At 58.9% G+C, this 21,681-nt stretch carries 20 protein-coding genes and 1 pseudogene; 11 read left to right on the top strand and 10 right to left on the bottom strand.

Features of this window, described 5'->3' with window-relative positions; translation table 11 throughout:
• Window positions 1-110 precede the first annotated feature (110 nt).
• From nadC to hutI, 7 genes are all read right to left on the bottom strand, one after another.
• Complete coding sequence (nadC, locus tag AC2FF8_RS10820) at window positions 111-959, bottom strand: carboxylating nicotinate-nucleotide diphosphorylase (protein ID WP_496879678.1); 849 nt, start codon at window positions 957-959, stop codon at window positions 111-113.
• The gene (locus tag AC2FF8_RS10815) at window positions 956-2,524 is read right to left on the bottom strand and encodes an L-aspartate oxidase (protein WP_496879677.1); all 1,569 of its coding nucleotides are present in this window, start codon (window positions 2,522-2,524) and stop codon (window positions 956-958) included. The genes nadC and AC2FF8_RS10815 overlap by 4 nt, the downstream gene beginning before the upstream one ends.
• A 6-nt stretch (window positions 2,525-2,530) precedes the next feature.
• The gene (gene nadA / locus AC2FF8_RS10810) at window positions 2,531-3,580 is read right to left on the bottom strand and encodes a quinolinate synthase NadA (RefSeq protein WP_496879676.1); all 1,050 of its coding nucleotides are present in this window, start codon (window positions 3,578-3,580) and stop codon (window positions 2,531-2,533) included.
• 142 nt (window positions 3,581-3,722) lie between these two features.
• Window positions 3,723-5,405 carry a urocanate hydratase gene (gene hutU / locus AC2FF8_RS10805; RefSeq protein WP_496879675.1) on the bottom strand — a complete coding sequence of 561 codons (1,683 nt, stop codon included), beginning with the start codon at window positions 5,403-5,405 and terminating at the stop codon, window positions 3,723-3,725.
• Window positions 5,402-6,196 (bottom strand): N-formylglutamate deformylase, encoded by a 795-nt coding sequence (gene hutG / locus AC2FF8_RS10800; RefSeq protein WP_425079656.1) that lies wholly within the window; start codon window positions 6,194-6,196, stop codon window positions 5,402-5,404. The genes hutU and hutG overlap by 4 nt, the downstream gene beginning before the upstream one ends.
• Window positions 6,193-7,731, bottom strand: coding sequence for a histidine ammonia-lyase (hutH, locus tag AC2FF8_RS10795; protein ID WP_496879674.1), 1,539 nt, complete (start codon window positions 7,729-7,731; stop codon window positions 6,193-6,195). Before hutH ends, hutG begins: the two co-directional genes overlap by 4 nt.
• Window positions 7,728-8,939, bottom strand: a complete 1,212-nt coding sequence (gene hutI / locus AC2FF8_RS10790) for an imidazolonepropionase (protein WP_496879673.1) — start codon at window positions 8,937-8,939, stop codon at window positions 7,728-7,730. The genes hutH and hutI overlap by 4 nt, the downstream gene beginning before the upstream one ends.
• An 82-nt stretch (window positions 8,940-9,021) precedes the next feature.
• Here hutI and AC2FF8_RS10785 point away from each other — a divergent pair, with 82 nt between their 5' ends.
• Together AC2FF8_RS10785 and hutC are read left to right on the top strand one after the other, a co-directional pair.
• On the top strand, window positions 9,022-10,383 hold the full coding sequence (locus AC2FF8_RS10785; protein ID WP_496872403.1) for a formimidoylglutamate deiminase: 1,362 nt from the start codon (window positions 9,022-9,024) through the stop codon (window positions 10,381-10,383).
• A gap of 78 nt (window positions 10,384-10,461) precedes the next feature.
• On the top strand, window positions 10,462-11,163 hold the full coding sequence (hutC, locus tag AC2FF8_RS10780; RefSeq protein ID WP_496879672.1) for a histidine utilization transcriptional repressor HutC: 702 nt from the start codon (window positions 10,462-10,464) through the stop codon (window positions 11,161-11,163).
• 172 nt (window positions 11,164-11,335) lie between these two features.
• Here hutC and AC2FF8_RS10775 read toward each other — a convergent pair whose 3' ends face one another.
• Complete coding sequence (locus tag AC2FF8_RS10775) at window positions 11,336-11,617, bottom strand: hypothetical protein (protein ID WP_496879789.1); 282 nt, start codon at window positions 11,615-11,617, stop codon at window positions 11,336-11,338.
• Here AC2FF8_RS10775 and AC2FF8_RS10770 point away from each other — a divergent pair.
• The 3 genes and pseudogenes from AC2FF8_RS10770 to AC2FF8_RS10760 all read left to right on the top strand — a co-directional run bounded on the left by AC2FF8_RS10770 (window position 11,553) and on the right by AC2FF8_RS10760 (window position 12,327).
• Window positions 11,553-11,687 (top strand): hypothetical protein, encoded by a 135-nt coding sequence (locus tag AC2FF8_RS10770; protein ID WP_496879671.1) that lies wholly within the window; start codon window positions 11,553-11,555, stop codon window positions 11,685-11,687. The genes AC2FF8_RS10775 and AC2FF8_RS10770 overlap by 65 nt on opposite strands.
• A 46-nt stretch (window positions 11,688-11,733) precedes the next feature.
• Window positions 11,734-11,945, top strand: a pseudogene (locus AC2FF8_RS10765) (integrase core domain-containing protein); the annotation flags it as partial.
• Between the two features lie 202 nt (window positions 11,946-12,147).
• The gene (locus AC2FF8_RS10760) at window positions 12,148-12,327 is read left to right on the top strand and encodes a hypothetical protein (protein ID WP_496879670.1); all 180 of its coding nucleotides are present in this window, start codon (window positions 12,148-12,150) and stop codon (window positions 12,325-12,327) included.
• Window positions 12,328-12,433: 106 nt separating this feature from the next.
• Here AC2FF8_RS10760 and AC2FF8_RS10755 read toward each other — a convergent pair whose 3' ends face one another.
• On the bottom strand, window positions 12,434-13,051 hold the full coding sequence (locus tag AC2FF8_RS10755; protein ID WP_496879669.1) for a TetR/AcrR family transcriptional regulator: 618 nt from the start codon (window positions 13,049-13,051) through the stop codon (window positions 12,434-12,436).
• A 146-nt stretch (window positions 13,052-13,197) separates the two neighbouring features.
• Between AC2FF8_RS10755 and AC2FF8_RS10750 the strand changes: the two genes are divergently transcribed.
• The 6 genes from AC2FF8_RS10750 (at window position 13,198) to AC2FF8_RS10725 (ending at window position 20,308) form a co-directional block, all read left to right on the top strand.
• Window positions 13,198-14,127: an AEC family transporter gene (locus AC2FF8_RS10750; RefSeq protein ID WP_170345299.1), complete on the top strand. Its 930-nt coding sequence runs from the start codon at window positions 13,198-13,200 to the stop codon at window positions 14,125-14,127.
• A 103-nt stretch (window positions 14,128-14,230) separates the two neighbouring features.
• Window positions 14,231-15,064: an S-formylglutathione hydrolase gene (gene fghA, locus AC2FF8_RS10745; RefSeq protein WP_496879668.1), complete on the top strand. Its 834-nt coding sequence runs from the start codon at window positions 14,231-14,233 to the stop codon at window positions 15,062-15,064.
• A 3-nt stretch (window positions 15,065-15,067) separates the two neighbouring features.
• Window positions 15,068-16,525: a Si-specific NAD(P)(+) transhydrogenase gene (gene sthA, locus AC2FF8_RS10740; RefSeq protein ID WP_496872411.1), complete on the top strand. Its 1,458-nt coding sequence runs from the start codon at window positions 15,068-15,070 to the stop codon at window positions 16,523-16,525.
• On the top strand, window positions 16,522-16,977 hold the full coding sequence (locus tag AC2FF8_RS10735) for a YaiI/YqxD family protein (RefSeq protein WP_425079665.1): 456 nt from the start codon (window positions 16,522-16,524) through the stop codon (window positions 16,975-16,977). Before sthA ends, AC2FF8_RS10735 begins: the two co-directional genes overlap by 4 nt.
• Window positions 16,978-17,098: 121 nt before the next feature.
• On the top strand, window positions 17,099-18,193 hold the full coding sequence (gene mtnA / locus AC2FF8_RS10730) for an S-methyl-5-thioribose-1-phosphate isomerase (RefSeq protein WP_496879667.1): 1,095 nt from the start codon (window positions 17,099-17,101) through the stop codon (window positions 18,191-18,193).
• A gap of 75 nt (window positions 18,194-18,268) precedes the next feature.
• Window positions 18,269-20,308, top strand: coding sequence for a bifunctional aldolase/short-chain dehydrogenase (locus AC2FF8_RS10725; RefSeq protein WP_496879666.1), 2,040 nt, complete (start codon window positions 18,269-18,271; stop codon window positions 20,306-20,308).
• Between the two features lie 45 nt (window positions 20,309-20,353).
• Here AC2FF8_RS10725 and AC2FF8_RS10720 read toward each other — a convergent pair whose 3' ends face one another.
• Window positions 20,354-21,589 (bottom strand): MFS transporter, encoded by a 1,236-nt coding sequence (locus AC2FF8_RS10720; protein ID WP_496879665.1) that lies wholly within the window; start codon window positions 21,587-21,589, stop codon window positions 20,354-20,356.
• Window positions 21,590-21,681: the final 92 nt, after the last annotated feature.

Below are 21,681 nucleotides of genomic sequence, written 5' to 3'. Positions count from 1 at the left end.
CTATAAAACTTCCTGCAGCTTGCGTTGCCGTGGATTTATTATCGATAAAATCTGAAGGCGCAACCGTGTTGGCGCAAACGATCCCAAATCAAGCGGAAATGCCGCGCTTTTCAGAAATCAAGGCCCAGATCAACGGTTCGGGCGGAATGCGTCAGCGCCCCGGACGAGATGTAATCGACCCCGGTCGCCGCAATCGATGCGACACGGTCCAACGTCACATTGCCGCTGGCTTCGGTCTTCATCCGCCCGTCCACCATGGCAACCGCTTCGCGCAGCATCTCGTTGTCCATATTGTCCAGCAATACGACGGACGCGCCGCCAATCCTGAGGACTTCGGCCAGTTGGTCCAGTCGATCGACTTCGATCTCGACGGCCATCATGTGGCTGGCTTGCGCTTTGGCGACCTCAAGAACCTGACGCACACCCCCGGCGGCGGCAATGTGGTTGTCCTTGATCAGGATCGCGTCGGACAACGAATAGCGATGATTGAAACCGCCACCATGCAGCACGGCCTGTTTTTCCACGATGCGTAGTCCGGGCGTGGTTTTGCGGGTACAGGTCATGCGGGCATTCGTGCCCTTTGTCTGCTGGACAAAGGTGGCAGTTTTTGTGGCAATACCGGTCAGGCGACCGGCAAAATTCAGCGCGACCCGCTCACCCGACAGGATCGAGGCCGCGGACCCTTTGATGGTCATCAGCGTGTCGCCGCACCGACAGGACTGGCCATCCTTGACAAGCACCTCAACTTCAAGCGTCGGGTCGACCAGCCGGAACGCTATCGTCGCCACCTGCATGCCCGAAACAACGGCGTCCTCGCGCGCATTCAGCCGGGCTGTATAGGTCGTGCTCGGCGGGATCACGGCGCGGGTGGTCACATCACCGTAAGCTCCCAGATCCTCCATCAGCGCCGCGCGGATGACGGGTTCGAGGATCAGATCGGGCAGGGTCGCAAAACTCATGGTATTTCCTTGCAGGCTTCGGCGCGAATGTGCAGCGCGTCGCTAAGATACATCCCGGATCGCTTGCCGGGGCCGTCGGCAGTTTCCGGAAAGTCGGATCGCTCATGCGCGCCGCGGCTTTCTTCGCGCTGCAATGCCGCCGCGGCGATCAGGGTTGCTGTGGCACACATGTTTCTGAAGGACGGGCATGTGCCATGCTGCTCTTCGAGCGTGGCAATCCTGTGCAATGCCCGGCATAACCCGGCGCGGTCCCGGACCACGCCGACATCGCGCGACATGGTCATGCGCAATACACTGACTGCATCGGACGTATCAGGGATGTCAGCTTGATCAAATCGAAGGGCCACAGGTTCCGACCCGGATATGTCCGGCATCGAACGCGCAATGTCCTCGGCACAGATGCGTGCAAACACCAACGCTTCGAGCAAACCGTTCGAGGCCAGCCGGTTGGCGCCGTGAAGGCCGGTCGAGGACGCCTCGCCGCACACCCACAACCGATCCAGCGTCGCGCGGCCATCAGTGCCTGTGGCAATCCCGCCCATGTGGTAATGCGCTGCCGGAGCGACCGGGATCGCATCCCGGACCGGATCGATTCCGTTGCGCGCGCAATATGCGGCAACCGCCGGGAAAAGTTCGTTGATTTGCGCGCCCAAAGCCTTGCGGGTATCCAGCATCGGGCGGTTGCCGGCCTGCACCTCGGCAAATATCGCGCGGGCCACAACGTCGCGCGGGGCAAGCTCGGCATCAGGATGAACGGCCTGCATGAACCGCTCGCCACGCTTGTTTACCAGTATTGCCCCTTCTCCGCGCAGGGCCTCGGTCGCCAGCGGGGCCGGGTCTTCACCTACGTCCATGGCGGTGGGGTGGAACTGCACGAATTCGGCGTCGGCGATCAGCGCCCCCGCCCGTGCGGCCATTCCGATGACCTGCCCGCGGATGCGGGCCGGATTGGTCGTCAGGGCATAAAGCCCGCCAGAACCACCACCCGCCAACAATACGGCAGGTGCACGAAGCGTCACAGGCGCGGATCCGCTTTCCGAGGCGTCCTGCAAAACAACGCCCACCACGCGCCCTTCCGTCACTTCCAACGCAATGGCAAGGACCCCTTCCAACACCTGCACCGAAGGAGTTTCGCACACTCGTTCGATCAGGGCGGCCATGATTTCACTGCCGGCCTGATCCCCCTTTACCCGCACCACGCGCGCAAAACTGTGCGCGGCTTCTCGGGACAGGACATATCCGCCACCCTCGGTGCGATCAAACGGTGTGCCCAAAGTGGTCAGGTCCAGAATATAGTCCCGTGCCTCTCGCGTCACCAAATCCGCAACGTCAGGCTCGACGGTTCCAGCCCCGGCATTGACGGTGTCAACGGCGTGGCTTTCCGGGCTGTCGGCCAGGTCCATCGCCGCCGCCACGCCCCCCTGCGCCCATGCCGAACTTGCGCCTTCGCCCAGCGGGTCAGGCGAGATGATCACCACCGGTCGCGGTGCCAGTTTCAGCGCAGCATAAAGCGCGCCAATCCCGGCCCCGACAATAATGACGCGATCCGTGGTGATGTCGGTCATTGCCGATCAGATGCCGAGTTTGCGAGACAGATCAATCATCGCCTGAACGGATTTGCGAGCCTTCTCTGCCACGTCTTCGGCGACCTCGACCTGGCCTTCCATCGTGTGCAGGGCATAGAGAATCTTCTCAAGCGTGATCTTTTTCATGTACGGGCACATGTTGCACGGCCCTACGAAATCGACCTCGGGCAGTTCATCGGCGATGTTCGACGCCATGGAACATTCGGTGATCAGCATCGCCTTTTCGGGTTTCTCATCATGCACATATTTGATGATACCGCTGGTTGAACCAGAATAATCCGCCTCGGCCACAACATCCGGCGGGCATTCCGGGTGCGCAATCAGGCGCGTTCCGGGGTTCCATTCGCGGAAGTCGCGCAGGTCCTGCGCGGTGTATTGTTCATGCACGATGCAGGAACCGGGCCAGAACACCACGTTCTTGTGGCTTTCATTGGCCACGTTTTGAGCCAGATACTGATCCGGCGTCATGATGACCGTGTCGCTCTCCATCGCATTCACGATCTGCAAGGCGTTCGACGAGGTGCAGCAGATGTCCGAGGCCGCTTTGACCTCGGCAGTGGTGTTCACGTAAGACACAACCGGCGCGCCGGGGTATTTGGCCCGCATTTCGTCGATTCCTTCAGCAGTAATCGATTCTGCCAAAGAACAACCCGCATCCATGTCGGGCATCAGAACCGTTTTTTCGGGGCTCAGAACTTTCGATGTCTCGGCCATGAAATGAACCCCGGCCTGAACGATCACATCCTCTTCCACCTCGCTGGCCTTGATCGCCAGTTGCAGGCTGTCACCCACGAAATCGGACACACCATGATAGATTTCCGGTGTCATGTAATTGTGCCCAAGGATCACGGCGTTACGCTCTTTCTTGAGCGCGTTGATCGCCCGCACATAAGGCGCATAGATCGCCCAATCCGGCGGACTGATCACACGATCCATACGGGCAAACGTGTCTTTCATCTCATTGGCCAATGTGGCCGATGGGGCAAGGTCATAGACGTCCGAAAGAACAGTGCGGACTTGTGCGATATCGAGCAACGGGCGAGCCACCTTTGTCAGTTGTCGTTAGCCTGGCGGGCTGCTTAACGGCTTAGCCCTAGCGGAAACATCCCCGGTTCGAAACCGGAAAATGAGACGTTAGCGCTAAGCCATGCAGACAAATTCAAAGATGAATGGCAAATCAGCCCAAAATCCCCGGCAGACGCAGCCCGTGTTCACGTGCGCAGGCCTTGGCATCCTCGTAACCCGCATCTGCGTGACGCCAGACGCCCGAAGCCGGATCATTCCACAGAACCCGTTCGAGACGTCTGGCCGCTGCATCTGTTCCGTCGGCACAAATCACGACACCCGCATGTTGGCTGAAACCCATGCCAACGCCGCCTCCGTGGTGCAGCGAGACCCATGTCGCGCCCGAGGCGGTATTGACCAGCGCGTTCAGCAGCGGCCAATCCGACACGGCATCCGAGCCGTCCTTCATCGCTTCGGTTTCGCGGTTCGGCGACGCCACCGAACCGCTGTCGAGGTGGTCACGACCGATGACGACCGGTGCCTTCAATTCTCCATTCCTAACCATCTCGTTGAATGCCAGCCCGGCCTTGTGGCGGTCGCCCAGTCCGATCCAGCAGATCCGCGCGGGAAGGCCCTGAAACGCGATGCGCTCCTGTGCCATGTCGAGCCAGTTGTGCAGATGCGTGTTGTCGGGGAAAAGTTCCTTCATCTTGGCGTCGGTTTTGTAGATATCCTCGGGATCACCCGACAGCGCGCACCAGCGGAACGGGCCGATGCCACGGCAGAACAACGGGCGGATATAGGCGGGCACGAAACCGGGGAAGGCAAAGGCGTTTTCCAAGCCTTCGTCCTGCGCCACCTGCCGGATGTTGTTGCCATAGTCCAAGGTCGGCACACCCGCGTTCCAGAAATCGACCATGGCGGCCACGTGTTGTTTCATCGACGCTCGGGCTGCCTTTTCCACGGCCTTGGGGTCGCTTTCCCTCTTGTCTTTCCACTGCGCCATGCTCCAGCCCAGCGGCAGGTAGCCGTTGACCGGATCATGGGCGCTGGTCTGATCGGTCACGATATCGGGGCGCATGCCGCCCGCCTGCATCCGCCGGTAGATTTCGGGGAAAACCTCGGCGGCATTGCCCAGCAAACCGACCGATTTCGCCTCGCCCGCCCGGGTCCAGCGGTCGATCATTTCGAGCGCTTCGTCCAGCGTCTCGGCTTTTTCGTCGAGGTACTTGGTGCGCAGGCGGAAATCGATGCTGTCAGGATTACACTCGACAGCCAGGCAACACGCCCCTGCAAAGACCGCTGCCAGAGGTTGCGCGCCACCCATGCCGCCCAGACCGCCAGTCAGAATCCACTTGCCGGTCAGGTCCCCGTCATAGTGTTGACGTCCCGCCTCGGCAAAGGTTTCGTAAGTGCCCTGAACGATGCCTTGCGTCCCAATATAGATCCACGAACCGGCCGTCATCTGGCCGTACATCATCAGGCCCTTCTTATCGAGCTCGTTGAAGTGATCCCAGTTGGCCCAATGCGGCACGAGGTTCGAGTTCGCGATCAGCACCCGAGGAGCATCGGCATGCGTCCGCACGATGGCGACCGGCTTGCCGGATTGCACCACAAGCGTTTCATCTTCCTCCAGGCCCTTGAGGCTGGCAACGATGGTATCAAAATCTTTCCACGTCCGTGCGGCACGGCCGATGCCACCGTAGACAACCAGCTCATGCGGGTTCTCGGCCACATCCGGGTGCAGATTGTTCATCAGCATCCGCATCGGCGCTTCGGTCATCCAGCTTTTGGCGTTCAGTTCGGGCCCTGTCGGGGGATAGATGTCACGGGTGTTTTTACGAGGGTCGGTCATCGGGCAAGCTCCAATGCAGTGTCGTGGATGGCGTCAAGGATATCTTTGAGCCAACGGCGCAGGCGGTCGGCTTTGTCGGTATCAAAAGTCCAGGGCGGCGCTTCGGCGCTCAGGTAAGCCGACTGAGCCAGCTCCATCTGGATCGCGTGCACCCCTTCCGAGGGGCGCCCATAGTGGCGCGTTGTCCATCCGCCCTTGAACCGCCCATTCAAAACAGCCGTATAGGGCGAGGACGCCGCGAATTCATGTGTTATGGCTTCGATTTCCGGTGCACAGGTCGCCCCATTGTTCGTGCCGATGTTCAAATCGGGCAAAGTACCTTCGAACAGAAAAGGAATATGGCTGCGGATCGAGTGGCAATCATACAGCACCGCAAACCCATGGGCCGCCTTCACGCGTTCCAGCTCGGCCTTCAGGGCGGCATGATACGGCGCATGGAAAGCTTCCCGTCGTTCGAGGATATCCTTTCCGGAAGGCGGGATGTCCCAGATGCCCTGGCCGTCGAAATCCGTCAGCGGCACAAGGGTTGTCGTGTTCTGACCGGGATAAAGCGACACGCCCGACGGGTCCCGGTTGGCGTCGATCACATATCGGTGGAAGGTCGCCCGAACCGTGGTCGCACCGGGCAGAAGTCCTTCATACAAGGTATGAATATGCCAATCCGTATCCGTCAATGCCCTGCCCCGCGCATTCAACTTGGCCTCGATCGTGGCGGGCACATAGGTGCCGGTATGCGGCAGACCCAGCACAATGGGGCTTTCACCACGTGTGATTTCGACCGGGCCGCTCATGCGCCAAGTTCCGGCATGGCGATGCCCGTGCCTTGGGCAATCTCGCCACTGGCAATCAGGGCCGAGGCTGCTTCGATCTCGGTCGCCATATAGCGATCATCTCCCAAGGCTGGCACCTCGGCACGCAGCCGTGCCATCACGGCCTGCAACGTTTCGCTCGTGGGCAGCGGCGCACGGAATTCGACACCTTGTGTGGCACAGAGCAGCTCGACCCCCAGAATACGTTCCAGATTGGCAACCATCTGCCCCAACCGCCGCGCGCCATGAGCCGCCATCGAAACGTGATCTTCCTGATTGGCCGATGTGGGCGTCGAGTCCGTCACGCACGGATTGGCCAGATGCTTGTTTTCGCTCATCAGTGCGGCGGTCGTCACCTCGGCGATCATGTAGCCCGAATTCAGGCCCGGGTTGGGCGTCAGAAACGGCGGCAGATCAAAGCTGAGCGCAGGGTCGACGATCAACGCAATGCGGCGTTGCGCAATTGCCCCGATCTCGGCCACGGCAAGCGCAATCATGTCCGCAGCAAACCCAACCGGTTCGGCATGAAAATTCCCGCCCGAAACGATCAGGCCGGTTTCCGATAGAACCAGAGGATTGTCCGTCGCCGCGTTGGCCTCGATTTCCAGCGTTGTCGCGGCCTGCCTCAGCACATCCATCGCGGCGCCCACCACCTGAGGCTGACAGCGGATGCAATACGGATCCTGAACGCGGGTATCGCCATCCCGATGGCTTTCACGAATGACCGACCCGGCCAGCAGCGCTCGCATGGTCACGCCGGCCTCGATCTGCCCGCGATGCCCGCGCAGCGTGTGGATTTCCGGTTGCAACGGGGCGGTCGATCCCATGATCGCATCCGTCGTCAGCGCCGAGGTAACCAGCGCGCTTTGCGCCGCCTGCCATGCGCCAAACAGGCCGGCCAGTGCAAAGGCCGTCGAAAACTGGGTGCCATTGATCAACGCCAGCCCTTCTTTGGGGCCCAGTTCGATCGGTTGCAGACCCGATTTGGACAGCGCAACGGCACCGGGCATCACATCGCCACCGAATTCGGCCTCACCAGCGCCCATCATGACGGCAGCCATGTGGGACAAGGGCGCAAGATCGCCCGAAGCCCCGACCGAACCCTGCGCCGGGATCACCGGGGTCACACCCTTGGACAACATCCCTTCCAGCAGGGTGATCACCTCTGGCCGAACCCCCGAGGCCCCGCGCCCCAGGCTCAGCAATTTCAGAACCATCATCAACCTTGCGTGGTTGCGCGGGACCGCAGGGCCCACACCGCAGCAATGGCTGAGGATCAGGTTGCGCTGCAGGGTTGCTGTGTCCTCGGCCGCGATTTTGACGCTGGCCAGTTTCCCGAACCCTGTGTTCACGCCATATACGGCGGCCTCTCCCGCCGCCGCATCGGCGATGCGCTTGTGCGCTTCTTCGACGGCCGGGCGGCAAGCGGGATCCAGTTGAACAGCGCGCTCTTCGCGAAAGACCTGTTCCAGCTGTGACAGGGTAGCGGTGCCCGGGGTGAGGGTGAGCGTCGTCAAAATATGCCTCCGAATATGCGAGTATGAAGAGGGTTGAAGCCGATGCGATAGGCCAGTTCCGCAGGGTGTTCGACATTCCAAACCGCCAGATCAGCGCGCCGCCCGACTGAGATCTGACCGCAGTCAGCCATGCCGAGAGCGCGGGCCGCGTGGGTCGTTACGCCCTTAAGGGCCTCCTCTGGCGTCATGCGAAACAGGGTGCAGCCCATGTTCATCGCAAGCAGCAACGAGGTCATCGGCGCCGAACCGGGGTTGCAATCCGTAGCAAGCGCCATGGGCACACCGTGCTGGCGCAACAGGTCAATCGGTGGCGCCTGTGTTTCGCGCAGTGTGTAGAACGCACCCGGCAAAATGACGCCTACGGTTCCGGCCCGCGCCATGGCCTGAACACCTGCTTCGTCAAGGTATTCTATATGATCTGCCGAAAGCGCGCCGTATCCGGCAGCCAGTTTTGCGCCGCCCAAATTCGACAATTGCTCGGCGTGGATCTTGATCGGCAGGCCAAGCTCTGTCGCGACATCAAACAGTGGGATCAACTTTTCCGGTTGAAAAGCAATGCCTTCGCAGAAGGCATCGACCGCATCGACCAATCCCTCGGCATGAGCGGCGCGAAGCGTGGGAATGCAGACCTGATGAATGTAGTCCGACGCCCTGCCCTCATAGTCCCGAGGCACCGCATGAGCCCCCAAAAAGCTGGTCAGAATGCGGATGGGACGATGATCCGGCAACGCCCGAGCCGCGCGCAACATGTTCAATTCAGTCTTGTCATCCAACCCGTAACCGGACTTCACTTCGATGACCGATACTCCTTGGGCCAGCATCGCATCAACTCGCGGCAATGCTTGTGCGACCAGTTCCTCCACGCCGGCCGCGCGCGTGGCCTTTACGGTCGAGATGATTCCACCCCCGGCGCGGGCAACCTCTTCATAGCTCGCGCCTTTCAGGCGCATTTCGAATTCTGCGGCGCGATGGCCACCGTGAACCACATGAGTGTGGCAATCGATCAACGCAGGCGTAACCAGGCGTCCACCGAGTCGAGTCCGTGGCTGGTCGGCGAATCTTGAAGGAAGGTCAGCGACAGCTCCGATCCATGCGATTTGTCCGTCCCGAAACGCGATCGCGGCATTCGGAACCAAACCGTATGGCGCGCCGCCTTCGGTCATCGTTGCAGCGTCAAGATCCGTCAAAACCCGCGTTTGCGTCTGCATGTGACTCGCAACCTCCGTGCATTTCCTTCTTTTCTAGTACATTTCTATCATTTATATGTCTATGCATAAAATGAGGTGAAAAATGGCTGTCTTCGCTAATCGCGCATTATTGAGCACCGGTTGGACTTCGAACCTGCGGGTAGAAGTCAAGGAAGGTCTGATAGCGTCGCTGCAACAGGGCGCGACGGCGCAAGATGGCGATACATGCGTCGACACTTTGCTGCCTGCGCTGGCCAATCTGCACAGCCACGCGTTCCAGCGCGCGATGGCTGGGATGACCGAATACCGCATGGCAGGACGCGACAGTTTCTGGACATGGCGGGAACTGATGTATCGTTTCACCGCGCACCTGACGCCCGATCAGGTGCAGGCGATCGCCGCACTGGTCTATATGGAGATGCAGGAAGCAGGTTACGCCTCGGTTGGTGAATTCCATTATCTGCATCACCAGCCAGACGGCACACCCTATGCCAATCTTGCAGAGCTGTCTCAGCGGATCATGGCTGCTGCGGCCGAGACGGGAATAGGGCTGACGCATCTGCCCGTACTTTATTCCTATGCGGGGGTCGGCGAGCAGCCGTTGGAAGCGGGTCAACAACGATTTGGCAATGACGTGGACCGCTATCTGGCGTTGGTCGAGCAAGCACAAGCGGCACTGGGCGATCTGCCGGATGACTGTCAGATAGGCATTGCCCCGCATTCCTTGCGCGCGACGTCACCGCAAGATCTTGCCGGGGTTCTGGACGCAAAAAAGACGGGACCTGTCCACATTCACATAGCGGAACAACCGATGGAGGTTGCGCAGGTTCACGAGGGTCTGGGCGCCCGCCCGGTGGAATGGCTGCTGAACAATGCGCCGGTAAACCAACGCTGGTGCCTCATCCACGCCACACATATGACGGAAAAGGAAACCCGCGATATGGCGGCAACCGGCGCGGTCGCGGGGCTTTGCCCGATCACCGAGGCCAATTTGGGGGATGGCCCCTTCAATGGCGCCGTCTTTCTTGAAGCCGGTGGTCGTTTCGGAGTTGGGTCGGATTCAAACATTTTGATTTCGACGACAGAGGAACTGCGTACGCTGGAGTATTCCCAACGCCTGCGAGACCTGTCGCGGAATGTTCTGGTCGAAGGGGACGGTTCGGTTGGACAAACACTGTATTGCAATGCGGCTTTGGGTGGCGCGCAAGCCCTGGGGCGCGCGGCGGGTCAGATCGCAGAAGGGATGCTGGCGGATCTTGTTGCCATTGACAGTCAGGACCCTGCGCTTTGCGCCCTGCGTCCTGAACAGTTGCTCGACGGGTTGGTCTTTGCCGCGAAGGATCACGTAGTGACCGATCTGTGGTCGGCTGGCCGCCATCAGGTACGCCGGGGCCGTCATATTGCACGGGATCGGATCGTATCTGACTATCGGCGGGCCATGGCTGATCTCATGCCGAGGCTTTGAGCTTGCTGCCGCCTTTACGGGCTGACAAAAATGGCCTCATAATACCAATATGTTTGTACGTAATTGGATGAACACCACGTGACCGATCAAAAACATCTAGGTTTCCAGGACATTCGGGACGAAGTCGTGAACCGCATTCAAACCCGTGTCTGGCCGCAGGGCAGTCTGTTGCCCACCGAGATGGAATTGGCAGCCGAATTCGGCGTTGCACGGGCGACGGTCAATCGGGCGCTGCGGGAACTTGCCGAACAAGGCATTGTCACCCGCAAACGCAAGGGTGGCACGCGCGTTGTGACCACGCCGGTAAAGCAGGCGAAGCTGCCAATCGCTGTCGTTCGGCAGACCATCGAAGAAATGAATGCCGAATACCGCTATGCTTTGGTCAGCCGAACACTGATCGACTGCCCCGCGTGGTTGCAGGCAAAGCTGAGCATTCCCGAAGGCGCGCAGGTCGTCCATCTGCAATGCATGCACCACGCCGACAACCGTCCGTTCCAGTTCGAGGAACGCTGGATCAACGTCAGCACCGTGCCTCAGGTTCTCGACGAAGATTTCCTGACCACCGGGCCGAATGAATGGCTGCTGTCCGAGGTGCCGTTTTCAAACGCTGAAATTGCCCTCTCGGCTGTCCCGGCAACAGGGCATTTGCAGGAGTTCCTGGCCGTACCGCCCGGCACTCCGTTGTTTCAGCTGGAACGTACAACATGGTTTCGCAGCGATCCCGTTACATTCGTGCGCATGACTTTCCATCAGGGATACCAGATGCGCACCACGTATTGAGGCCAACGCGCGGAACAGGTTTTGATGGTGGTGAAAAACCTTACTGTTTCGAACACACCTTCCTTACTGCCGTCATAGCCCCTTTGACCCTTCCGAAAGATGATATTTCGATCCTAAAGCCAGTCTATCCGGTCCTGTCCCGGGGTTTTGCGCGGAGGCAGTGCGGGTAAGGTTAACCAGCGGCCTGCCACGAAAGCAGGTTGCAACGGATTTTGGTATTGGCTTCTCGACGCTGAGCCGTTTGATCCAGCAGGATCGGCGCAATCCTGAGAAGCCGTCCGCCCAGTCTGATCTCGAGCGCGAGGTCGCGGAACTGCGGGAAAAGAACCGCATGCTTAAGATGGAGAGGAGCTAAAATTTGCCACCAAGTTCTTTGCGGAGTAAAGCAAATGAGGTTTGCTTTCACCGCCAAGACCTCCGACATCCTCCCTGTCGAGCGGCTGTGCCAGATCATGGATGTCAGTCCAAGAAGGTATCGCGTTTACCGCAATCGTCCGCTCAGCCAGAACCAGCAACTGCTGTGATAACGCCGCCCGCCTCTGGAAAGAATGCTATACATGAGCCTGCCGGGCAATGGTCGAAACCTTCTTCAAGGCGATCAAAGCTGAGCTGTTGTGGCAGCAATCCTGGAAAACGTGTAGAGACACCGAGATCGCAATCTTCGAATGTTTCAACGGCTTCTACAATCGACGACGCAGGCACTCGGCCCTCGGCTGGAAAGCCCTTTGGCCTTCGATGCAAAGGCTGCGATAGCAAGCAATCGGAGCGGCACGAAAGCGTGACGGGTCCATCCCGATGATCCGGGCTTTCGTGAAACAGCTTTTTCGCATTCATTTGCGCCTTCCAAAGCCAAACAAGCTCTACGTCAGAACGAGGGACGTTTCCGGGGCAGGTCAGTTTGTCCCCTTTCGCGCAGGCCGATGTGCCCGAGGCCCCAGGTGTTATCTTTGATATCTCGGCTAACGCATTGGAAAGTGAACATACTTGCGGGATCTTTCAAAAGCCCGGGTCAAACTGAACGATCAGCAATCCGACGAAGCGGCGGATTTGAAGTTGGACCCCGGCAGGCCCGCAGACCTGTTCGTCAACACAGGCGAACGCGCGGTGATTGCTTGTCCGGCACAGCCTGTCAGCGACAGTCTGACCGGAACTTTCATCGAGTAAACGGTTTTACAAGACTTACAGCTTTAAACTGTTGTGTATCGAGTGTTTTGGTGAGTGAGCGGTGGTCTGCGCCCCTGTTCCGGGCGCGGGCCATCACTTTTGTGGGTCAGACCCCGTAGCGGGCAAGAAACATGTCGACAGCCTGAGCAGCAACCTGATCTATTTCTTCCTGGGTGAAGGTGTTCTGAATGCCAAAAGCCGCCCGGGTCCAGATCCGCACTTTGCACAGTTCGGAAAACTGCTCGGCAGCGATATGTACATCATCAATTGCCAATTCGCCCTTGGCCACGGCTTTTTCCAGATACTCGGCCATCTGTCGCTGGCCATTTTGTGGCCCCGCCTCATAGAACGCGCGACCAAGTTCGGGGAACCTGTCGCGTTCGGCAACGCAGATCCTGAAAACCTGTTGCGCGAAATCTGACACAAGAAATCTGGTCAGCTGTGTCGCCGTGATCTGAAGCACTTCGCGGGCCGGCTTGGTTTCGTCGATCATCGCGATGACCCGCTCGGCCATCAGGCAGCATTCTGTTTGGGCGACTTCCATGAACAAAAGGCGCTTATCAGGGAAGTAACTGTAGAGCGTTGCTTTTGACACACCGGCTGCGCGAGCGATGTCATCCACACTTGCACCTTCAAACCCATCCGCCATGAAAACCTCTCGAGCCCCGCGCAGAACCTGATCGAATTTCCGGCCGGTGCGCAGGATGGTGGCAGTCTGGGTCATGTCGTCTCCTCGATCGATAACTGCGCCAGTTTATAAACCGTTCGGTTTAGATACAACGATTCTCGAATATTTCAGCGAAGCTGACGATGCATTTGCTTTGATGCCGGGTACTTGCAGCGCGTTCAAACCGTGCTAGGACTTGGCCCATGGTCGAAATCTTTCTGCGCACCCTTCCGTTTTTCGCGATCATCGGCCTGGGCTTTTGGGCGGGGCGCACGCGGTTCTTCACGGCTGAAGCCACGGCCTATCTGACCAAGTTCGTCTTTTACTTTGCGCTTTCAGCGATGCTGTTTCGCTTTGCAGCCACCCTTCCCTTTGCCGAGATTTTCAATGCCCGGCTCATCCTTGGATATCTGCTGGGAACCGTGACCGTATACGTTCTGGCATCGGCCATCGCCTGGCTGCGCGGGCTCGACATCCCGACCGCCGCGGTCGAAGCTCAGTGCGCGGCCATCGGCAATGTCGGGTTCCTGGGGCTGCCCATGCTTGCTCTTTTGTTCTCCGAGGCTGCGATTGGGCCCGTGATGCTGGTCCTGACCGTCGATCTGGTGGTTTTTTCATCCTTGATCGTGATCCTGATCAATGGCGGCCGTGACGGAAAATTGACCCCGACCACCTTCAAGCTGATCGGAATGGGTTTGGTCCGGAATCCCATGATCGTATCCATCTCGGCCGGTCTCATCTGGTCCTCGCTGAAAATACCTGTTCCTGAACCTCTTGGCGATTTTCTGACCATTCTCGGCGGTGCCGCAACTCCCGGAGCATTGTTCGCCATTGGCGCATCATTGGCAGGCAAGTCGGCTGAACGTGTCCAGATCGCGGCTTGGTTGAGTTTCTGCAAATTGGTGATCCATCCGGCCTGCGTCGCGGTCGCACTGCTATGGCTGATACCGATTGAAACTTTTCCGGCAACTGTAGCCATCTCTGCCGCGGCTTTACCTGTTGCGGGCAATGTTTACATGCTGGCTGCGCATTACGGCATTGCCCCGCATCGCGCGTCGGCGGCAATCCTTCTATCCACGATCGTCAGTATTCTCACCGTGCCGATGGTGATCGCCTGGGCGGGCACTTTCTGACCTTCACCTTTTCGAAAAATACTCTCACCGAAGGCGCATGGACTTTACGCCGGGTCCGCGGATCGTTAGCCATGTTGCGACTCGAAAATAAGGACGGTGCCTGATGGAAACCCTTTCGGAAAATGCCTGTTTCGGCGGTGTGCAGGGCGTGTACCGCCACGCCTCCTCGTCGTGCAAGTGTGACATGACTTTTGGCCTGTTTCTTCCAGCCGAGGCCAAGGACGGCCCGGTCCCGGTTCTTTGGTATTTGTCGGGATTGACCTGCACCCATGAAAACGCAATGACCAAAGCCGGGGCTCAGGCGTGGGCCGCGGAACAGGGAATTGCGGTGGTGTTTCCGGATACGTCACCGCGTGGTGAAGGTGTCGCGGATCATGAGGATTACGATCTGGGTCAGGGCGCGGGATTCTATGTGAACGCGACACAGAAACCTTGGGCGCCTCATTTCCGGATGTGGGACTATGTTGCCGAAGAGCTGCCCGCCCTGCTGTTCGAAAACTTCGCCATCGACAGCGAACGTCAGGCCATTACGGGCCATTCCATGGGGGGTCACGGTGCCCTGACACTTGCCATGAACCTGCCGGGACGCTTCCGTTCGGTGTCAGCCTTTGCGCCGATCTCGAACCCGACCGGAGCGGATTGGGGCCGCAAACAGCTGAGCGCCTATCTCGGTGACGACGAAGCGCTTTGGGAAAAACACGATGCGTCTTTGTTGATGAAGAAAACCGGTTTCGACGGTCCTATCCTGATCGACACCGGTGCAAACGATCAGTTCATGGATCTTTTGCGCCCCGAAGCGTTGGCGCAAGCCATTGCCGAACGCCGCCAGCAAGCGACGTATCGCTTCCAGCCGGGTTACGATCATTCGTACTTCTTTGTGTCCACGTTTATGGAAGATCACGTCATCTTCCATGCCGAGGCCCTGTACGGAGACTGAGGGATGAGCAATTACGATTATGACCTGATCATCATAGGGTCAGGGCCTTCTGGGCGTTCTGCGGCGATTCAGGCAGGCAAACTGAAACGGCGCGTGCTGGTCATCGACCGCAAGGACCGTTTTGGTGGCGTCTCTGTCCATACCGGTACAATTCCGTCCAAGACCCTGCGCGAAACGGTGCTGAACCTGTCGGGCTGGCGCGAACGCAGCTTTTACGGGCGTTCCTACCGGGTAAAGGATCAGATCCGGGCAGAGGATCTGAAGGCCCGCCTGCATATGACCCTCGACCACGAGGTCGACGTGTTGGAGCATCAGTTCAACCGGAACCACGTCGAAACTCTGGACGGTCTGGCCAGGTTTGTCGGACCGCACGAAGTAGAAGTCGCAACCGATGCCGGAGAAACAACGCGCGTGACGGCCGCGAAGTTCCTGATTGCGACAGGCACGAAAACCTATCGCCCGGATTATGTTCCGTTCAACGGTAAGACGGTGGTGGATGGTGACGAATTTCTGGAAATGGCAGAGATTCCGCGCTCGCTGGTTGTCATCGGTGCCGGGGTCATTGGTGTGGAATATGCCACGATGTTTTCAGCCCTGGACGTGCGCGTCACGCTGATTGAACCCCGCGACACGTTTCTGGATTTCATCGACAGCCGGTTGATCCACGACTTTACGCATCAGATTCGGGAAAACGGTGTCGACCTGCGTTTGGGCTCGGCTGTCGAGAAGATTGAAGACGCCGGCGAGCATGTGGAAGTGACCCTCGACAACGGTCGCCACGTTCGTGCTGAAATGCTTCTGTTCGCGGCCGGACGCATGGGAGCGACGTCCAAACTCAATCTGGATGCCGTCGGGCTGGAGACGGACCATCGCAACCGGATCAAGGTCGACCGCAAGACCTATCAAACGGCTGTGCCACATATCTATGCCACGGGCGATGTGATCGGACATCCGTCGCTGGCATCGACCTCTTTGCAACAGGGGCGCGTGGCTGCCTGTCACGCGCTTGAAACGCCCACGCTGCCGGAAAGCCCGTGGTATCCGTACGGCATCTATTCAGTGCCCGAAATATCAACCTGCGGAATGTCGGAAGAAGAATTGCAGGAGCGCAACATCCCCTACGAGGTCGGTGTCGCGCGATTCCGCGAGACGTCACGCGGGCATATCATGGGGCTGGAACACGGCATGTTGAAAATGCTGTTTTCGCTCAAGACCCGCAGGGTGCTGGGTGTCCAGATCGTTGGTGAAGGCGCGACGGAGTTGATCCATATCGCGCAGGCCGTGCTGAACCTGAAAGGTACGGTGGACTACTTCGTTCAGAACACGTTCAACTACCCGACACTTGCCGAAGCATATAAAATCGCGGGCCTGGATGCGTTCAACCGCATGCCCATACCCGAGGAATTCAAGGTCAAAAAGAAACCAGCGGAACCGGCAAGGAAAGAGGCGAAGAAGGCGTGACGACGCTGTATGTCGATGGCGATGCCTGCCCTGTAAAAGCCGAGGCCGAACGGGTCGCGACCCGGCACAAAGTGCCGATGGCGCTGGTGTCCAATGGCGGGCTTCGACCATCGGCCAACCCGCTGGTGCAGGTCATTGTCGTTTCCGAAGGCGCCGATGAGGCCGACAAATGGATTGCCGAACGTTGTGGAGCGGGGGATGTCGTTATTACGTCCGATATCCCTTTGGCTGCAAAATGCGTCGAAGCCGGTGCGCGCGTGCTGCGCCCGAACGGTGAAACCTTCACGGCGGCGAATATTGGTCAGCAACTGGCCATGCGTGATTTGATGGCTGATCTGCGCGCGGCCAATCCGTTGGGAACCGGCGGCGGCGGGCGGCCCTTCGGCAAGGCCGACCGCTCGCGGTTTCTGGACGCCCTGGAACGGGAAATACGTGCTGCCAGAAAGGGATGATCATTCCTTTTGCCCGATCAAATACTGACCCGAATTCCGAAACGCCCGTTTACAAGTACCTCATTAGAACGCACCCTGTGCTTGAATTCCGATCAGGCTTTTCGAATACGGAGACTGCGTTATGAAAGTACAAGGCACCCATTATCGGTCTATTTGGTGGGACAAACCGGCAGGCGAGGTCCGGATCATCGACCAAAGGTGGTTGCCGCATGATTTTCGGGTCGTAACCCTGAAAACGCTTGATGAATTTGCAGCTGCGATACGGGATATGTGGGTCAGGGGCGCACCTTTGATTGGCGCGACCGCTGCGTTTGGAATTGCCGAGCAGATGTCTCGGGACAGCTCCGAAGCCTCCTTTGACGCCGCGTATGACGTTTTGCATGCAACCCGACCCACGGCAATCAACCTGCGCTGGGCATTGGACAGATGCCGAGAAGCGCTGATGCCGCTTGCTCCGGGTGATCGTGCCGAGCGCGCCTGGTCGCTGGCGCAGGAGATTGCAGACGAAGATGTCGAGATCAACGCCGCAATCGGCCGCCACGGGTTGGAACTGATCAAGGATATCGCCGCCCGAAAACCCGCCGGTGAGCCGGTACGGTTGTTGACTCATTGCAACGCGGGATGGCTGGCGACTGTGGATTGGGGCACGGCCACAAGCCCGATGTATCACGCGCATGACGCGGGCATCCCCCTGCACGTCTGGGTGGATGAAACCAGACCGCGCAACCAGGGCGCGCTGACATCCTGGGAATTGGGCGAACATGGCATTCCCCACCGTTACATCGTGGACAATGCCGGCGGTCATTTGATGCAGCACGGCCTGGTTGATTTGGTGATTACGGGCACGGACCGAACCACGGCCCAAGGTGATGTTTGCAACAAGATCGGGACTTATCTGAAAGCTTTGGCTGCGCGGGACAACGGTGTGCCATTTTATGTCGCCCTGCCCTCACCCACGATTGACTGGACCGTTCGCGACGGTGTGGCTGAAATCCCGATCGAGGAACGTGATGCCAGGGAAGTCACCCATGTCATGGGGGTTGATGGGCAGGGGAGTATCTCGGATGTACGCGTGACGCCGGATGGCACGGAAGGTGGCAATCCTGCCTTTGATGTCACCCCAAACCGGCTGGTGACGGGGCTTATCACCGAGCGCGGAGTCAGCGAGGCTTCTGCCGACGGGCTTGCCCGGTTGTTTCCCGAACGGGCTGGTTAACACTTTGTTTAGCACAGTCCTGAATTGTGCAATCGCCCACGCGGATCATGCACCCGCTTAACTTGCTGAGAATGAATGATGATTGAAAACTGGTACAGGGCCGACGAGGCACGGAAATGGCGGGATCGGGCCGGAACAGATCCCGCAGATCAGGAGCTGGGCGAACGTGTCTATACCTCGCGGCTGATCGGTCAGAACCCGGACCTCCTGATGCACGGAGGAGGCAACACGTCGGTCAAGCTGGAACGCCCTGATCTGTTCGGCGATCCGCAGCGCGTTCTGCATGTCAAGGGATCTGGGTGGGATCTGGACAGCATCGAGGCGCCGGGCCTGCCAGGTGTGTGGCTTGATCCTTTGATGAAACTGCGCGCATTGGACCATCTGTCAGACGCGCAGATGGTCAATGTTCAGCGCGCCAATCTGTTGGACTCGGGTTCACCGAACCCCTCTGTGGAAACACTGTTGCATGCATTTCTGCCGCATAAATATGTGGATCACACGCACGCGACACCCTTTCTGGTGCTCGCCAATCTGCCAAATGCCAAGGATGTCTGCCGCGAGATTTTTGGCGACCGATTGGGCATTGTGTCCTATATCATGCCTGGCTTCGGGCTGGCCAAAAAGGCGGCCGAGGTATTTGACGAAAACCCGAATGTCGAAGGGCTTCTGCTGCTTCAGCACGGGCATTTTACGTTCGGCGCGACGGCGCAGGAAAGCTATGACCGGATCGTGGCGCATACCAACGAGGTTGCTGCCTATTTCGGAATGAAGGACCTGACGACAATTGGCCGTCGCGATCCGGCTGAGAATCTTGAGGTATTGCCGATCCTGCGCGGGGTCATCGCCGAAGTGGCGGCTCAACGGGATGACCCGATGCCGGTTTTTGACCTTCGCAACGGGCCGGAAGTGATGCGGTTTTTTGATCGTCCGGACATTGATACACTGGCCCAGCGGGGCATGGCGTCGCCGGATCACGTGTTGCGGACAAAAGGCTGCCCGCTTGTTTTGCGGGCGCCGGACCTATCCGGGGGACGGTCACGGATCAAGGCAAAGGTCGAAGAGTTTGCCAAAGACTATCGGGAATACTTTGAACGGCAGGCGCCGCAGGCCGACGAACCCAAGAAACTGTTGCCCCAAGACCCCAAGCATGCCTGGATCGAGGGTGTGGGGATCCTGGGAATGGGCCCGAACGCGAAGGCTGCCTCGGCAGCGGCGGATCTTGCGGAACAAAACCTGCGGGTGCGAACGGTGGGCGAAGATGCCGGCGGTTTTTTCCCCATCAATGAAAAAGATCGCTTTGATTGTGAATACTGGTCCTTGGAACAGGCGAAGCTGGGCAAAAGCTCAGCGCCTCCGCTTCAGGGTAAGATCGTGATGGTGACCGGCGGTGCTGGGGCGATAGGTCTGGCGACCGCCAAGGCCTTTGCTGATGCCGGTGCAAATGTCGTTCTGGTGGATCGGGATGAACGGGCGTTGGCAGATGCCAAATCGACCCTTGGCACGTGGCATTCGTCATATGCCTGCGACGTCACCGAGAAAGGCGCCGCAGATGCCGCGATTGCGGCGGCGATACACCGGTTTGGCGGGATCGATGTAATGGTATCGAATGCCGGGGCCGCGACTTCGGGCGCGTTGCTGGATCTTGGCGACGAGGAATTCCGTGCGGCTTTTGAACTGAATTTCTTCGCGCACAAGGCGTTTGCGACACAGGCTGCCCGAGTGATGCAAGCTCAGGGCCGCGGCGGTCAGATCCTGTTCAATATCTCGAAACAGGCGATCAACCCGGGCTGGAACATGGGGGCCTATGGCACGCCAAAAGCCGCCACCCTGTTCCTGTTGCGCCAGTTGACACTTGAATTGGCCGAATACGGAATCCGTGTGAACGGGGTGAATGCAGATCGAATTCGATCTGGCCTGCTGACGGATGGGTTCATTCAGGAACGCGCTGCCGCACGTGGCGTTTCCGAGGAGACCTATATGTCAGGCAACCTGCTAGGCCGCGAAGTCGAGGCAAAGCATGTCGCGCATGCCTTTGTTGCGCTGGCGCTGATGGAACGCACCACCGGTCATGTCGTGACGGTGGATGGCGGCAACACCGAAGCCGAACTTCGGTAACGCCTTTACCCGATTGGTTCCCGGCCTGTGGCGTATCGTTGTGCCTCAGGCAGGAACCGCTGTTCGGTTCTCGCGGATCGGCAGGTGTACTATCGCGCTGAAGGCACCGATCGCGACCCCGATCCACCAAACCATGTTGTAGTCGCCATACTGGTCATACATGCGCCCGCCAAGCCAGACACCCAGAAAGCTGCCGATCTGGTGGCTCAGGAAGATAAAACCATAGAGCGTTCCCATATAGCGCAAACCGTAAAGCTGCGCGACGAGACCCGAAGTCAGCGGCACGGTGGCCAGCCAAAGCGATCCCATCACCAGCGAGAACACGATGACCGTAAGCGGTGTGATCGGGAACACGATGAACAAAGCCGCGGCAATCGTCCGGCCCGTATAGACTGCGGCCAGAAGATATTTTTTCGGAAAGTGGTTGCCGGCCCAGCCCGCCAGTAGCGTACCGCCGATATTGGCCAGACCGATCAATGAAATCGACACGGCACCCAGGGCCGATGTGGAGGTGATCCCGATGGCGTGCAGTACGCCTCCGGGCTGGATTGGCCCGCACATCTCGGTCACGAATGCCGGGAAATGCGCGGTGATGAAGCCCAGTTGGTATCCGCAGCTGAAAAATCCCAGGAATATCAGCGCGTAGGAAGGGTCGCGGAACGCCTTGCCCAGTATCTCGCTCATGCTTTCTTCCAGCTCAGACTTCGAGGCGGGCTGTGGTGCGCGCATGAAGGGCAAGGTCAGCACAAGCGCAAGAATCGCCACGGCGAACACGACAAAGACGTGCTGCCATGGCAGGAATGACAGCAGCCATTCCGCGGTTGGCGCCCCCAGAACCTGCCCAAAGCTGCCCGCGGCGGTAACGATGGCCAGCGACATGGACCGGTTTTCGTCGGTAGACGCGCGACCGACAACCGCCAGAACCACACCAAACCCGGTTCCGGCGATGCCGAAACCCACCAGCCAAGCGTATATCTGATGCTCGAACGGCGTAACGGACCACGCCGTCAGCACCATGCCAGCCGCGTAGGTGAGAGCGCCAAGAATGATGGCTCGGCGATCGCCCACCTTTTCGGCAATCGCAGCAAAGATCGGCTGCCCGATGCCCCAGGCCAGGTTCTGAACTGCAATCGCCATTGAAAAATCGGTCCGCAGCCAGCCGAACTCATCCGCTATCGGAATCTGGAATACGCCGAACGAAGCGCGCACGGCGAAGCTGACCGTGATGATGATACATCCGACAATCAGAATCGGATTCAACAAGCGGACGGATTGGGACATGGGACCTCAGGCGTTACGTCCGGAGGACCGTATTACTTTTGGTGTCACCGTCAATTCAGCAGATTTGCGGACACGGATAAACAAAATTGATG

It is taken from the genome of Ruegeria sp. YTSA144, from assembly GCF_059610125.1.
Note: the sequence above shows the minus strand (reverse complement) of the source record. Positions and strands in the feature narration are given on the sequence as shown.